We start from the raw sequence: 16,619 nt of genomic DNA on the forward strand, positions 1-16,619 counted from the left end.
AGAGATCACGGATGCGAGAGTTATGAGCACGGAACACCGGTCACCGTTTCCGCCGGGGGCGCGGATCCTCGTACGGGACGAGGAGTGGCTGGTCAAGCGAGCGGTACCCACAGACACCGACGGGGCGAAGATCGAGGCGATCGGGGTCTCCGAATACGTCCGGGACATGCCCGCCACATTCTTCACGGAGATCGACACCGTCGAGGTTCTCCGCCCGGAGGACACCGTGCTGGTGACCGACAACTCGCCACGGTTCCGGCGGAGCCGTCTCTTCCTGGAGGCGGTCCTGCGCCGGACGCCACTGCCGCGGTCGGAGACCGGCCTAGCGTTGTCCGGAGGGTTCGTCGCCGATCCGCTGGTCTACCAGCAGCGGCCGGCCGAGTTGGCGCTGTCCGGGTTGCGGCCGCGGATCCTGCTCGCGGACGTGGTGGGTCTGGGCAAGACGCTGGAGATCGGCATGATCCTGGCCGAGCTGGTGCGCCGCGGCCGGGGCGAGCGCATGCTGGTGGTCACCCCGCAGCACATCCTGGACCAGTTCCAGCGGGAAATGTGGACGCGGTTCTCAATCCCGCTGGTGCGGCTCGACTCCACCGGCCTAGAGCGGATCCAGCGCGAGATCCCGGCCGGCCGGAATCCCTTCACGTACTTCCGGCGGATCATCATCTCGATCGACACCTTGAAACGGGTCGCCGAGTACGAGCACCACCTGAAGAAAGTCTATTGGGACGCGGTCGTCATCGACGAGTCGCACAATCTGATCGGTGGAACCAGCCTGCGTAGTCGGCTGGCCCGGCTGCTCGCCTCTCGCAGTGACGCTCTGCTGCTGGCCAGCGCGACACCGCACAACGGCGACAAGCGTTCGTTTGCTGACCTCATCCGACTGCTCGACCCCGCCGCCATCGCGGACAAAGACAACTACACCGCTGCCGACATCGCCCACGTTTACCTGCGCCGAACGAAAATCAGCCCGGAAGTTCGGGACCAGATCGGCGGGCAGTGGGCGGACCGGGGTCCATCGGTGCCGACGCGCTGCACGGCTACCCCGGCGGAGGAAGCGATCTTCCAGGAGTTGACGACTACATGGCTGACCAGGGACGGGGTGAGTACAGGGGCTGGACGGCGACTGCTGCCGTACACGCTGATCAAGTCGTTCCTGTCCTCGCACCGAGCCTTGGCCGATACCGTTCGTAACCGGCTCGGCTCGCAGCACTGCACCGATCCCGGCGAGCGCGCCGCGCTGACCCGTCTGCGGGACCTGGCCGGCGTCATGTCGAACGGTGACTCGGCGAAGCTGGCCGCTCTGATCACTTTGCTTACCGGCATCGGCGTTGGGGCCAGGAGCGACAGGCGAGTGGTCGTCTTCTCGGAGCGGGTGTCCACGCTTGAATGGCTTGCCGAGGTTGTTCCCGGGCGACTCGGGCTGTCCCAGGCCGCCGTGCGCGTCATGCACGGCGGCCGTACGGACAAAGAGCAGCAGAAGATCGTCGAGGAGTTCTCGTTGGCTGGCAGCGACGTACGGTTGCTGCTGACCGGTGATATCGCCTCCGAGGGCGTCAACCTGCATACGCAGTGTCACCACCTGATCCACTACGATCTGCCGTGGAGCCTGATCCGCATCGAGCAGCGCAACGGCCGGATTGACCGGTACGGGCAGCAACACCAGCCGCAGTTCGACGCACTGATCCTTACCTCGTCGGTCGACGGCGCGCTGGACGACCGGTCCGTCGCCGAGCACCTGCTCAAGCGAGAAGAGGAGGCTCACCGCAGCCTCGGCAGCGCCGAAGCGATCACTGGGGAGTATCTGCCGGAACGGGAAGAGCGTCGCCTCATCCAAGACCTGCTCGCTGGCAAGACCGTCGAGCAGTCACTGGACGCGGCCGAGGAACGTGACGTGTTGGCCGACTTGCTGGGCGGCGTGGGTGAAACACCCGGCAACCCGATGCCGGCCAAAGCGACCGTCCCGACGCTGTTCGAGAGCACAGAGGCTTTCGTCGACCAAGCGCTGACCGAGGTCTTCGACGCCGCAGAGGACGCCATCGCGTTGCACCGAGAACCGGGTCTGCTCAGTTTCGACGTGCCGCCGGACCTCACGCCGCGGCTGTCCGACCTGCCGCGTTCCTACCTGGCGGCGCAGCGCACCGAGCGCGGGCTGCGGCTACGAATGACCTTCGACCGCGACGTGGCACAGGCGAAGCTGGCGCAGGCGCGTCGGCTGAGCAAGACCGCGTGGCCCGATGTCACCTTCGTCAGCGACGTGCACCCCGTGGTCGAGTGGTTGGTCGACAAGGTTCTGCTTCGGCTCGGCCGCCAGCAGGCGCCGGTGCTGCTCGCTGACGTGAAGGAGCCGACCTATCTGGTGCAAGGCGTCTACTGCAACCGCCTCGGCCAGCCGACCGTCGTCGACTGGATGGCCGTGAGCGGCCTGGCCGAACAGCCCACGGTCACGCCGTTGCCCGAGGCGCTCGTGGCGGCGCGGGTCGGCCCGAACATGACCAATCCACTGACACCCCTCGACTTGGAGCCGCTGCAGAAGTGGGTTCCAGCCGCGATCGACATCGCGCGCATCCATCTGGCCGCAGAACGGCAGCACTGGGACGAAGTCGTGGAGCAGCCGATCCGCGACTACCGCCGGCAACTTCATCAGTGGGTGCAGGCCAGCCTGTTCGACGATGACCAGACCAGTGCGGGTCAGCGCACTCGTCGCCAGCGTGCGGTCGAGGCGACGGTTGCCGAGCAGGAGGATCTCGTCGGCCGGCTCGCGACCGACGGGGAACCACTGCTTCGGTTGCTGGCTGTGCTCGTCGCCCCTACCGACGAAGGGGTCGAGGGACGATGACGTTCGACGCGATCGCCAACCGCGGCGAATATCTGTCCGCGTACTACCTCGCCGAGGTGCTGCCGCGCGACCTGAAGAAGAAGGACGAGGGACTGCTCGCCAGATGGGCGCGGGAGGAATCCGACGGACGGTTGACTCCTCGCGTCGGCATCCGGGCGCTGCGCCGTGACTACCTCGACGCGAAGACGGACCTGGCCGACCTCGGCGACGCGGAGAAACGGCGCGCCGTCCTGCACGACCTGCACACGACCGTCCTCACCCGTCTCGGCTATCTGGAAGCCGGCACGACGCACCGCGAACCGCAGCCGATCACCGTGGAACGCGCCAACCACCAATTCGAGCTCGTCGTCGCGCACGCTGAGCCCGGCATCGTGGTCATCGAGTGCGGCTGGGCCATCGACCCGGACGAGGTCGTTGACCCCGACGAGGCCGCCGGTCGGCTCCGCTACCCGGTAGAGTTGGACCGCCGGGACCGCATCGAGGCCGGATTCGCCCTGGCGGGTTGGCTGTTCGGCGCGGAACAGGATCCACCCCGCTACGTGCTGATCCTCTGCGGCGGCGTGCTGGTCCTCACCGACCGGCTCACCTGGGGCGAAGGCCGATACCTGGCCGCCGCGCTGGACACCGCGTACGCCCGCAACGACACCCGGGCCGCCGGTGAACTCGACGTCATCGCCGCCCTGTTCAGCGCTGACGCCCTCCGCCCTCCGCCCGAGGGCGGCATCGAACCGCTTGCCGGTCTGGTCGCCGGCTCCCGCCAGAACGCCGTCGGCGTCTCCGCGGAACTGCGTGAAGGCATTCGACTGTCCGTCGAGCACATCGCCAACGAGGTCCTGGCTCGGATCGCCGAGGCCGGTGTCCGCCCCGAACAGCTCATGGATCCTGCCGAGCTCGGCCGGTCCCTGGCCAGACAATCCCTGCGATACCTCTACCGCATCCTGTTCCTTCTGTATGCCGAGGCCCGCCCCGAGCTGGGCGTGCTGCCGGTCGACTACCCCGAGTACATGGAGGGATACAGCCTGGCCCGGCTCGGTGACCTGGTGACCCGGCCGCTCGTCGGCGAGTCCGCCGCCAACGGCTTTCACCTGTACGAGTCGCTCGACCTGCTGTTCCACAAAGTCAACGACGGCTACCGGGAACGTGGCACCGCCGAGATCACCGACACCACGAGCGAAGGCGAAAGCATCCGGTTCGAGCCGCTGCAGTCCAACCTCTTCCTGGACGGCTCGATCAAACATATTGGACTCAAGGCATTCGTCCATCCCGACGACGACCCCGACGAGCCCGACGCGCGGACGATCGACACCAGGCTGCGCAACGCCACCCTGCACACCGTCCTGCGGCTGCTCATGCTCACCCGCGGCAACAAGAAGGAACGCGGCGGCTTCATCTCGTACGCACAACTCGGCATTAACCAGCTCGGCGCCGTCTATGAGGGCTTGATGTCCTACACCGGCTTCATCGCCGACGAGGACCTATACGAGGTTGCCAAGGGTGGCGACGCGAGCGACGGCAGTTGGATGATCCGCGCCTCCACCGTTCACACATTCCCGGACGACGTATTCGTCACCCGCGTCGACGAGGACGGCCGCCGTGACCGCGTCTACTACAAGGCCGGAAAGTTCGTCTACCGGCTAGCCGGTCGCGACCGGCAGACCAGCGCCTCGTACTACACGCCACCATCACTGACCGAGGTCACCGTCAGACTCGCCCTCAAACAACTCATCGAGGAACGCCCACCGCAACGTCCCGAAGACGTGCTCACCTGGACCATCTGCGAACCGGCTCTCGGCTCCGGCGCATTCCTCAACGAGGCGATCAACCAGGTCGCCGCCGAGTACCTACGCCGCGCGCAGGAGCAGAAGGAACAGACCCTCGACCCAGAGCAGTACACCACCGAGCTGCAGAAAACCAAGGCGTACATCGCGCTGCACAACTGCTACGGCGTCGACCTCAACCCCACCGCGGTCGAGCTGGCCGACGTGTCCATCTGGCTCAACGTCATGCACGCCGGGCTCCAGGCACCGTGGTTCGGCCTGCACCTGCGCCACGGCAACTCGCTCATCGGAGCCTGCCGCCGTACGTACCCGAAGAAGGCCCTGGCCAAGCGTGCCTGGCTCACCGCCGCGCCGCAGGACCGACCCCTTCGCGACGGCGCGCTGCCCGCCGACGAGATCCACCACTTCCTGCTCCCGGCGGACGGCTGGGGAACCGTAGCTAAGGAGAGGGAAGCCCGCACGTGGGCTCCCGAGGACGCCGCGCGGCTGCGCGATTGGCGCAAGGGCATCCTGCGCCAACCGGACACCAAGTCGTCCCGGGTTCGCCGGCTTCAGAACCTCGCCGGCCGAGTCGAAATGCTGTGGGACCTGGTCCGGCAACGAGTCAAACTCTCCGAGGACAAGATCCGCCGGCATATCGACGTGTGGGGTGCGACCGGCCTGCCGGCTGCTGACGATTCGGCCAGCCGTGAGGAGATCCTCGCCGCCCTCGAAGCCGTAGGCGCACCGTACTGGCGGCTCAAGACCCTGATGGACGCTTGGTGCGCCCTGTGGTTCTGGCCGTTGGACCGTGCCGCCCTGCTCGACGGAACAGCACCCGAATACGAACAGGCTGCGAAGTCGGTCTCCCGCGTCGAGGAGCGGCTTGTTCCCGAGGAAGCTACCGCAGTCAGCGAGTGGGGCGATGGGGTCCTGTTCGGCCTCAGTGAGATGGGGTTGCCTGAGCAGCTCGCCCTTCCTACCCCCAACAAGCCGCAGACCACGCGGATCAGCAGGGAGAGGATCACTGTTCGGCTCGCCCGAAAGGTCCCGCTCGCCAGCCTGGACGACTGGCTGGACTTCTGCGAAGCCCTCCTCGGCACGAGCGACATCCCCGAAGATTCCTTCGTCGCCACGTTCCACGACCTCAAGACCCTCGAACAGTACGAAGACAAGTTGCTCCACTGGACCGGCATGGAGAGGCCCACCCGGATCGCGGAGCGATTCCCCTGGCTGGCCACCGTCGAGGAGATCGCCGACCAACAGGGCTTCTTTCACTGGGAGCTGCAATTCGCCCAGGTCTTCGCCAACGGCGGATTCGACCTGCAAGTCGGTAACCCGCCGTGGGTCCGCCCCCGCTGGGACGAGGCAGGCGTCATGGCCGAACGAGACCCGTGGTTCAAGCTCGAAGCCTCCCCGCCCGCCGAGATCTGGCGCGAGCGCAAGGAGGCCCACCTCAACGACACGCGACAGCGGCGTGAGTTCTTAGTCGAACTGGCGGTGAACGCCGGCATGGTCGCCTTCCTCGGCACCACCCCGACATATCCGCTGCTCGCCGGCACTCAACCCGACCTCTACAAGGCGTTTATGTGCCGGGCATGGGGCAACCTGGGCCGCAACGGGATCGTCAGTCTCATCCATCAAGACGGCCACCTTGTCGGCACCCACGACGGGAAGTTGCGGGCTGCTGCCTTCACTCATCTCCGGCTGCACGCTCACTTCCAGAACCGGCGCCTCATCTTCCCGGACATCGACTGGAACCGGCCTTTCTCCGTCAACATCTACGGGGTGTCGAAGACCATCGATTTCGATCATGCTTGCTGGCTCTTCGACCCCACAACGCTCGCGGGCTCGATTGACCACGACGGCTCCGGCGACGCTCCCGTGATGAAGTACAAGGGCCACTGGGATCTGCGGCCACACCGGTCTCGCCTGGTCCACGTCGATGCCGACGTGCTGTCCCTCTGGCGTGGACTCGCCGGGGATACCGACGTTCCGCTGGCAGAGACCAAACTCCTGTACCCGGTGACCACCGTGGAACAGACGGCTATCGCGGCGCTGGCGGCCTGGGACCATCGCCTCGGCTCGCTAAACCCTGCGATCACTCGCGGTTATGACGAGTCCGGCGCGAAGACTGCGGGTCTCATCCGAGCCCGCTTCGCCGAGCCGGACGACTGGCGAGAAGTGGTCCTCCGTGGGCCGCAGTTCGCTGTTGCGACGCCGGTGGCGAAGCAACCGCCGCACACCCTTCATACCGACAAGCCTATCGACCTAGTCTCACTACCTGGCGATGCGGTTGCCACGACTGATTACGTACGTGCCTGCGAACCTGACCGCTATATTGCCGCACAGGACCGGTGGACGGACTTCGACCGCCTCCGGGATCTGCACGGGTCTGCTCCCGCGATGGAGGCCGCGCGGGACGAACTGTCGGCGCTCCTGGGTTCAACCCCCAATGCTGAGCAGGTCGAGGCTTACCTTCGCCAGATAGCTAGCAGGCCCTACACCGACTTCTCGCGGCTGATCTGGCGGCGGCGGATTCCCTTCAGCACCGAGCGGTCGTTGTTCGCGTCGCTTTTTCCGCCAGGACCCGCCCACATCCACGCGGTTCACTCGTTGGCCATGCCCACCGAGAAGGCCACCGCGCTTGTCGCGGGGTTCTGGGCTTCCCTTCCGCTCGACTACTTCCTCCGAATCACCGGTCGCGCCGATCTCCAGGTCGCCGAGGCCAACGCGATGCCCGCGCCTTCAGACGATCATCCCCTCGTCTCGTCGCTGCTGCTCCGGACGATGCGCCTGAACTGTTTAGTTGATGCGTATGCGGACCTCTGGAAGAACCTGTATCAGGAATCCTGGGCCGCGGACGAGGCATGGGCCGCCGACTGGCATGGGCTGCCGCCGCTGAACGATGTTGGTCCGACGTGGACGCCGGCTACGCCGTTGCGGACCGAGCGGGAGCGGCGTGCCGCGCTGGTGGAAATCGATGCCTTGGTAGCAACATGGTTGGGCATCGGGGCCGAGGAACTCGTCGCGATCTACCTGGCAAGGTTCCCGCAGTTGGTCGATTACGAGGCCGAGATGTGGTTCGACGTGAGCGGCAGAAGGCTTGCCGCGAACTTCAACCAGTACGGGAACGGGCAGACCAAGGAGCACTTCGTGCAGTTGATGGCCCACCTGGAAGACCCTGAGCAGGTGCCGCCACCGGAGGGATATTCGGGACCGTTCTTCAAGGCGGATCGGCCGGCGGAGATGCGGCAGGCTCACGCGGTGTTCAATGCGCGGCTCCAGGCGGCGAAGGATGCGGGGTGGCGGCCGTGAGGCCGACGCTGGCTGCGGAGAGTCTCCGGCACACGCTGACGCAGTACCTGACGACGACGTTCGCGCTCGCCGACACCGGGGTTCGGGAGGCGCTCGCAGGGTTCCTCAATCATCCGGAGCAGGGCATTTTCCGAGGCCCGTATCTGCGGGTCCGGATGCCGTTCCGGCGGGTGAGCAAGAAGTGGCGGTCACCGCTGGGCTGGCTTCCGGCCGGGTTCTCGCCGTACGAGCATCAGGCGAAGGCGTTCGCTCGGCTGAGCACGGTAGGCGGGCCGGCGCGCCCGACTCTGGTCACCACCGGCACGGGGTCGGGCAAGACCGAGTCGTTTCTCTACCCGATCCTGGACCACTGCCGCCGCGCCCGGCAGCAAGGAAGGACCGGAGTCAAGGCCGTCCTCCTGTATCCCATGAATGCCCTGGCCACTGACCAGACCCTGCGATTGAGGAACGTTCTCGCCGGTGAGTCTGCACTGTCGGCGGTGACCGCCGGGTTGTACATCGGTGACGTCGCCGAGGTGCCACAAACGCCGGTCATGACCAGCCGACAGGAGATCCGCGACAATCCGCCCGACATCCTCATCACGAACTACAAGATGCTCGACCTGCTGTTGCAGCGCTCCGAGGACAAGAGGTTGTGGGACGGCGCCGACTTGGCGTTCGTGGTGCTCGACGAGTTCCACACCTACGACGGTGCGCAGGGCACGGACGTGGCCATGCTGCTGCGGCGGTTGGCTGCGGTGACCGGGCAGGCTCGGCCGGGAAGTCCGCTGGGGGAAATATGCCCGGTCGCGACGTCGGCGACGCTGGGACACGGCGGGCCGGGCGACGTGACCGAGGATCTGCGTGATGTCGCCGCGCAGGTCTTCGGCACCGAGTTCGACGAGGAAGCGGTGATCGGCGAATCCCGGGCAGCGGCGGACGACGTCTTGAAGGAGATCGAGTTTGCGTTCCCGCTGCCGGAGCCCGCGGAGCTGGCGGCGCTCCCGGATCCTTCGCGGGACCCGGACGCGATGCGGGCGATCGCGCTGGCGGTGCTCGGCAGCGACGACCTGACGCCGGTCGCGCTCGGTGCCGGCCTGCGGAAGCACATCCTGACCCAGGCGGTGTTGAGAGTGCTGGGCGACCGGCCGCAGACGTTCGCGGAGGTCCTGGAGTTGGTGCCGCGGGAGGGCGCCTACTCGTGGGGCCGGGCGTTCCGGGTCGAGCCGGAGGTGGCGGCGACCGCGCTGGCTCGCTTCGTGGCGTTGCTGTCGATGGCGCGGCTTCCCGAGGAGCCGGATCTGCCGCTTTTGGCGGTCGAGACCCACATGTGGGTACGCGTGGTGTCGCGGTTGCTGCGTGCGGTTGCGGCGGCACCAGCGTTCGGGTGGTCCGGTGAGCTTCCGCGTGGTGCCGAGGTGGAGACCTCGGACGTGGACTCGGTGGTGGCTGACCGTCGACATGCTCTGTTGCCGGCGATCTACTGCCGGCACTGCGGTCGGTCGGGCTGGTCCGCGATCTCGCCGGAGCGCGACCCCGAGGAGCTGATCGGTGAGCCGGAGAAGATCTACCGGGCCAGCGTGGGGCGGGACAAGCGGCGAGTACGGTCCTTGATCGCGGCGACGGGCGAGGAGATCCATGGTGGTACCGGTGCCGGGCTGCTGGTTCTCGAAGCGTCCGGCACTCACATCCGTCCCTTCAACCCTGGCGTCGACCGCGCCGGTGTGGCCAACGGTGGGGTCGTGGTTCTCGGTGACCTGTACCGGGATCGGGACGCCGAGACTGACCGGTGCCCGGCGTGTGGACTCGATGACGGCATCCGGTTCCTCGGCGCGGGACTGGCGAGCCTCGCGTCGGTCGCGGTGACTCAGTTGTTCATCGGTGGTGAGCTGGTCGGCAACGAGCGTAAGACGCTGTTGTTCAACGACTCGGTGCAAGATGCCGCCCACCGCGCGGGTTTCGTCGCCAACCGGTCGTACAGTTTCTCGCTCCGGGCGTTGCTAGCCAATCAGTTGAGTCCGGGCATCCCGGCACGCCTCAACGAGGTCATCGCCGACGTGATCCAGGCCGCGAGTGACCCAGCGACGCTGGCCGCGGTGGTCCCGCCCGATCTGCACGACGACCCCGGAGTCGACGCGCTGCTCTCCGGTGGAATGGCGAACCGGGACACCTGGCGGCTGATCGGGGAGCGGCTGGCGTTCGCCACGGTGATGGAGGTCGGCCTGCGGTCCCGGCAGGGCCGGACGCTGGAGCTGACCCGCACCGCCGCCGTCGAGGTCGTGATCGACGATCTGCCCAGGGTCGTCGCGCTGTGCCGCGACGTGCTATTGAACGGACCGCAGCCCACGCTGAATTCGCTGCCCGACGACGCTGCGTTCGCCACCATGGTTCGCGGGTTGCTGGAACGGCTTCGGATCCGTGGCGGCGTTCGGCACGCCTGGCTGGAGCCGTACGTGCAGCAGGGTGGCCGCCGCTGGCAGGTGTGGGGCGGCCGACCGGACGGTATGCCCGCCTTTCCGCACGGCCTGTCGGCACCGTCGTTCGCGATGACCGCGCCGAAGAGCCGTACCGAGTTTGATGTCCTGTCCGCGGCGAACAACTGGTACCAGGACTGGGTGATGCGTTGCCTCGGTCTGTCTCGCACCGAGGCCGACCGCTATCTGCCGCAGTTGCTCGCGGTGCTGGCCCGGGAAGGAGTGCTCACGTCGCGAACGATCGTGGACGGCTCGACGGTCGTCTACGGGTTGCAGCCAGGGCATATCAACGTGGTCCGGCTCAGCGACGACGAGGCTGCCGAGGCCGGGGTGCGGTGCGACTCGTGTGCGTGGGAGCAGACGGTGCCGCCCACCCGCGTACCCGATTGGGTCGGGCAGCGGTGCCTGCGATACCGGTGCGGCGGACGGTTCGTCGCGGCGCAGGATGCGACTGCGGCCGGTGACTACTACCGGCGTCTCTATCTGGACGGTGGTGTCTTCCGGGTGGTGACCGCCGAGCACACCGGCATGCTCACTCGCGGGCAGCGCGAGAGCGTCGAGGAGGCCTTCCGCAAGGGCGAGCGGTACACCGATCCGAACGTGCTCGCCTGCACCCCGACGCTGGAGTTGGGCATCAACATCGGTGACCTGTCCGCGGTGATCCTCGGCTCGTTGCCGCGCGGGCCGGCCAACTACGTGCAGCGTGCCGGCCGGGCGGGCCGAACCAGCGGCAACTCGCTGGTGCTCACCTTCGTCGGCCGCCGCGAACGCGACCGCTACTACCTCAGCGAGCCGCGCGACATGATCGCCGGCCAGATCCGCCCACCGGGCTGCTACCTGTCCGCTGTCGCGATTCTGCGTCGGCAGTATCTGGCGTACTTGATCGACCTCGCCGCCCGGGATCGGCTGACGGACGTCGCCCCGATGCCGCGATTGGCGTCCGTGCTGTTCGGCGACAGCGGCTGGCTCAATGACCTGGTGACCACAGCCCTCGCCGAAGGCGAGCGGCTGGTCGCGGACTTCCTCAACCTCTTTGCTGGAGCCGTCGACGACGGCGCGGCCAAGGAATTAGCCACCTTCGCCACCGACGGGATCGCCGCGGCGATCGCCGAGTTCGTCGAGAGCTGGGAAGACCGGCTCGCTGGCCTGCGCCGGCGCAAGGAGGCCATCAACGCCGCGATGGCCGGCCTCATCGCCTCCGATCCCTCCCAGGCGCGGGAGCTGCGTGCACTCAGGGCCGAGCGCAAGGCGGTCGGCGACCGGCTCGCCGACATCGGCGGCGCGAGCGCGCACGCCACGATGGTCGAGTTCGGCCTGCTGCCCAACTACTCGCTGATCGACTCACGGACAGTGTTGGATGCCACCCTGACCTGGGAGGAGTCGACCGACGACGGAGACCGCCGGTTCGGGGGTGAGCTGCGCGAATACTCGCGGCCTGCCCGTACCGCACTGGTCGAGCTGGCACCGGGCAACACCTATTACGTACGCGGTTACCGGCACACCATCGACGGCCTGGAGATCGGACGGCCGGATCGGCCCTTGTACGAGCGGTGGCGGATCTGCCCGTCCTGCGGTTACGTGCGTACGACCAACGCGGTGGCCGACACCAGCAACTGCCTGCGGTGCAAGACCCCGGCCATCGCGGATGCCGGCTGCCTGCACCACGTCCTGCGCCCGACTGTCGTACGTTCCCGGGATCGCCGCGAGGACGCTCGCATCCGCGACGACACCGATGAGCGGACGCAACGCCGGTACACCACGACGTTTGCCGTGGACATCGCTGAGATCGAGAACCCGTGGCGCCACAAGAAGGTCACGTTCGGCGTCGACTACACCAGGCACGCGAAGATCCGCGAGTTCAACTTGGGTGCGGCCCGCTTCGACCGGCCGGCAACTGATCCTTTCGCCGGGTCGTTGGTGCGGCTCAACCCGTTCTACACCTGCGTGGACTGCGGAGGGACCACCGCGGACGGCCCGCCGCCGACCGCCACGAGCATCCCCGGTAGCGATCCGGTCTCGGGCGCCAGTCCTGCGCTCGGCAGCCATGCGCCCGGGACCGAACACCACCAGCCCTGGTGCCGGCACCGCCGCTCGCCCTACACGGCCACCCACACACCACTCCTGCTCGTGCACGAGTTGGAAACAGAGGCGCTGCGAATTCTCATCCCGGCGGCGACCGCCCTCGTCGACGAGCGCGTGGTGTCTTTCGCCGCGGCGCTCATGCTGGGTATCACGGTCAAGTACGGCGGCGAGCCCGACCATCTGCGGGTGGTCCGGGCGCCGATGGCCGACCGTGACAGCGACAACGTCCGCCAGTTCCTGGTCGTGTACGACATCCAGCCCTCTGGGACCGGGTATCTACACCGGCTATCGGCCGACCGAGAGTTCCACCAGGTACTGCAGACGGCCGTTGAGACGATCACCGGGTGCGAGTGCAACCGGGAAGGCCGCAAAGCATGCCACCGCTGCCTGCTGCGGTTCGCCCGCGACGAGGACTTCCCATTGATGAGCCGGGACGAGGCACTGGAGATCCTGCGCCAGCTCCTCAACGACTGGCAGATCTCCACCGACGCGGGGCCCGCCGACCAGATCTCGCTGACACCCCTGGTCGAGAGCGAGTTGGAGCGTAAGTTCCTGCACAAACTCATCGCCTGGGCCGAGCAGGACCCCACCGTACGGCTGACCCGGCGGGCCGACACGGACGGCGCGCGCTTCGCCGACCTGCGCCTGGAAGCGCCCGACGGGCGCGTGGTGCACTGGCGGATGAAACTACAGAACACCATCACCGGCACCCGGCCGGACGTTCACTTCAAGCGGCTTGACGCCGCCGCGCAGGAGGTCGCCGTCTACCTCGACGGCTACCAGTACCACGCGAGCCCGCCACCCGGAGTGAACCGGCTGGCCGACGACACCGTCAAACGCACCCGGCTCCGCGCTCACGACCTGCACGTTTTCGCAATCACCTGGGACGACGTTCAATCCTGGCGCAACGGCGGCACCCGCCACGACCCGGTGTGGCCGCCCTACCAGGGCCTCGCTCAGCAAGCCGCCCGTGACCTCTACCGACAGCAGACCGGCAACGACCCGCAGCAGCTCAACGATCTCGTCTGGGGAAACCCGATCGACCTGCTGCTGCAGTTCCTGCGCGACCCCGACCTGGACCTGTGGCGCAACCGCGCCGAAGCCACCCTGGCCGGCCTGCTGCGCCAGCCGGACAACCAGCGTGTCATCACCGACTCGACCGGCGTCGTCGCCCGAGTGGGTGCGGCGGTCCACGGCGAACCGTTGCCGCCTCCGGTGGCCGGCGGCCGGATCACCGTTGTCCGTGCTGACGATGCCAACGGTTGCCCGCTCGTACTCATACTCGACCAGCGAACCGACCCCCGACGCCCGGTGTGGTCCGCGTTCACCGTCGTCGACGACCGTGCTGCGACGGTAGGTACCGACTCACAGCACAAGCGCCGGTGGGCGGCGTGGCTCTGGTGGGGCAACGTCATCCAGTTCCTGGCCGATGGCGACGGCGATGCCGCGCAACTGGCCCGGACCATCCTCGATTCGTTCGATCCGACGCTGCTGTACGCGGCGGAGGGCACCGGCCTCATCGCGGCCCACCGCCCTGAACCGCTGGATGAGCAGACCGCCACGTGGCTCGGTCGCAGCGCCGAACCAGCCCCACCCGCGATGGCACCCACCGACGAGGTTGATTCCGCCTGGCAACGTGTCGTCGAACTGGCAGACCTGGAGGAATCCGGCGTGGAAACGCTGCTACATGGCCTGATCAGCCGTCACGTACCGGCCCCCGTGGCTGGATACGAACTAAATGAGGACGGCTGGCAGGCCGACTTCGCCTGGCCCAACCTGCGGATAGCCGTCGTCCAACGGCTTCACGGCCCAGCGGCCGAGATCGAAGAGCAGGACCGCGACGCGGCCTTCGCTGCCGCGGGCTGGCACGTTCGCCCGGCCAAGGAATGGGATGTCGACGAACTCGCCGCCCTGGTCACCGGAGGAGACGCATGACTGACACCAGCCAACGCCCGGTCATCCTGCAGATCCTGGACCGCGCGGACAAGGAGATCCTCGCGCTGTCCAGGGCTGACGCCGGCGCCGTCTACAACTTTCAGTCGAAGTTTCGGCAGAACCCCCAAGCCCACGGCCTGCGGCTCAAGCAACTCAAAGGCTCACGTCTGTACTCCGCGCGCGTCACCGACGCCTACCGCGCCATCCTGCTCAACGTCGGTGAGCGGCACTTTCTGCTCGTGTCGGTCCGGCATCGCAGCGACGTCTACGACGATCTTGACCGGTATTCGTACCAGATCAACCGGGTCACCGGGGGCATCGAGGTCATCGACCTCGCCGCGGTCGGTGACAGCATCGTCGGCCGGCTCCTGCCTGCCGGCGACCCGGCGGCTGTTCCCGAAAAGCCCGTCAAGGCTCCTGCTCTGTTCGACTCATACACCGATCAGCAACTGACCGATCTGGGTGTGGCGGAGCCCCTGCTGCCCAGCATCCGCCGCCTGCGCACCGACGACGACCTGCTGCGCTTCGTCGACTGTGTGCCCGCCCTCACCGCCGACGTCCTGCTCGCACTGCACGACGAGAAGACCTATGACGAGGTGCTCGACCTCGTCACCACCCCGGTCAAGGCCGACGATCCCGTCGACACCGACGACTGGGCGGCAGCCTCGGCCAACCCGGCCACACAGGTCACCACCGACGACTCCGCGCTGCAGGCGATCCTGGCCGAATCCTTCGCCCGCTGGCAGGTGTTCCTGCACCCCACCCAACGCAAGGTCGTCAACCACCCCTACCCGGGGTCCGCGCGGGTCAGCGGCGGACCCGGCACGGGCAAGACCATCGTCGCCCTGCACCGCGTCAAATACCTTGCCGAGCGCCTCGAACCCGGCAAGGACAAACCGATCCTGCTGACCACCTTCAACCGGAACCTCGCCGCCGACCTCCGCTCCCGCCTACTCGACCTAGCTGGAGCCGACCTCAGCGCCCGCGTCGACATCGTGAATATCGACAAACTCGCCAGCCGCATCGTCAACGAGGCCGGCACTGACACCAAACGCCGCGTCATCGACGAGGCCGCCGCCCTCAAACGTTGGAACACCTTCCTGCTCGAACTGGGCGAACGCCGCTTCGACGCCGAGTTCCTCAACGCGGAGTGGGCGCACGTCATCCTCGGCCAGGCCGCCACCACCCGCGACGAATACTTCCGCGCTCGGCGCGTCGGCCGCGGCAAGCCGATCACCCGCGACGACCGAGACGCCATCTGGCAGATCACCGAGCGATTCACCAAGGAACTCGACAGCGAAGGCGTCTGGACCTGGCGCCAGATCGCCGCCCGCGCTGCCCGACTCGAACTCGACCGCGAAGCCCGCATCCAAGCCGCCGGGGACACGGCGGGCCAGACCTTGCGCTACCGCTACCAGCACATCGTCGTGGACGAAGCCCAGGATCTGAGCCCCACCCACTGGCGCCTCCTGCGCGCCATGACCCCTATCGGCCCGGACGACATATTCATCGCAGGCGACACCCACCAGCGGCTCTACGACAACCAGGTCGCGCTGTCGACCGTCGGTATCAATATCCGAGGCCGCCGATCCTCCCGGCTCACCATCAGTTACCGCACCACCCGCGAGATCCTAAAGGTCGCAACCCAACTCCTCACTGGGGAAACCTACGACGACCTGGACGGCGGAACCGACACCCTCAACGGCTACCGCTCCCTGCTGCACGGCGCACCCCCGACCTTCCGCGGCGCTCCGACCTGGGCTCAGGAACGCGACTTGATCATCGGGCAGCTCCGGGCCTGGGCCAACACATCCGACGGCTCGGCCGCCGTCTGCGTCCCAACAAGGGAGTACGTCAGCGACGTTATCCAGTGGCTCACCGATGACGGCATCCAAGCCGTCGAAATCGGCCCCGACGGCCCGGTCCGCCCTGACGGCGTACACGTGGGGACCATGCACCGCTTCAAGGGCCTCGAATACCAGCGCGTCATCATCGCCGGTGCCAGCGACGGCCTCGTTCCGCGGCGTGCGATCGACCATTACCGGGACGCTGACCCCAAGCGCTATCAGCAAGAACGTGCCCGAGATCGATCCCGCCTGTTTGTCGCGGCCACTCGAGCGCGCGACGACCTCGCCGTCTTCTGGCATGGGCCAAGAAGCCCATTCCTCCCAGCAAGCCTCGTGCAGCAAGATGCTGCGCGGTCTTGATTGCTGGCCGATCCCGATGGCGGCCAGTTCT

Annotated in this window: 4 protein-coding genes; all 4 read left to right on the forward strand. The window is 67.3% G+C overall.

The genetic code is table 11. The features are described from left to right. Positions 1–22 precede the first annotated feature (22 nt). Genes ACGF4F_RS25990 through ACGF4F_RS26005 form a run of 4 tightly spaced genes read left to right on the forward strand, consistent with a single transcriptional unit; the run spans position 23 to position 16,588 of the window. Positions 23–2,836, forward strand: a complete 2,814-nt coding sequence (locus ACGF4F_RS25990) for a DEAD/DEAH box helicase (protein WP_393081063.1) — start codon at positions 23–25, stop codon at positions 2,834–2,836. Further along, positions 2,833–7,911, forward strand: a complete 5,079-nt coding sequence (locus tag ACGF4F_RS25995) for an Eco57I restriction-modification methylase domain-containing protein (RefSeq protein ID WP_393081066.1) — start codon at positions 2,833–2,835, stop codon at positions 7,909–7,911. The genes ACGF4F_RS25990 and ACGF4F_RS25995 overlap by 4 nt, the downstream gene beginning before the upstream one ends. Beyond that, a complete protein-coding gene (locus ACGF4F_RS26000) occupies positions 7,899–14,381 on the forward strand; it encodes a DEAD/DEAH box helicase (protein ID WP_393081069.1) in 6,483 nt (2,160 codons plus the stop codon). The genes ACGF4F_RS25995 and ACGF4F_RS26000 overlap by 13 nt, the downstream gene beginning before the upstream one ends. Continuing rightward, positions 14,378–16,588: a UvrD-helicase domain-containing protein gene (locus ACGF4F_RS26005; protein ID WP_393081072.1), complete on the forward strand. Its 2,211-nt coding sequence runs from the start codon at positions 14,378–14,380 to the stop codon at positions 16,586–16,588. Before ACGF4F_RS26000 ends, ACGF4F_RS26005 begins: the two co-directional genes overlap by 4 nt. Positions 16,589–16,619 lie beyond the last annotated feature (31 nt).

Origin of the sequence: Micromonospora sp. NPDC047740, from assembly GCF_043204735.1 — a bacterium.
Taxonomy (GTDB): domain Bacteria; phylum Actinomycetota; class Actinomycetes; order Mycobacteriales; family Micromonosporaceae; genus Micromonospora.

Coding starts and splice junctions, on each gene's coding strand:
- ACGF4F_RS26005 (WP_393081072.1), top strand. CDS start 14,378: ATGACTGACACCAGCCAACGCCCGGTCATCCTGCAGATCCTGGACCGC.
- ACGF4F_RS25990 (WP_393081063.1), top strand. CDS start 23: ATGAGCACGGAACACCGGTCACCGTTTCCGCCGGGGGCGCGGATCCTC.
- ACGF4F_RS25995 (WP_393081066.1), top strand. CDS start 2,833: ATGACGTTCGACGCGATCGCCAACCGCGGCGAATATCTGTCCGCGTAC.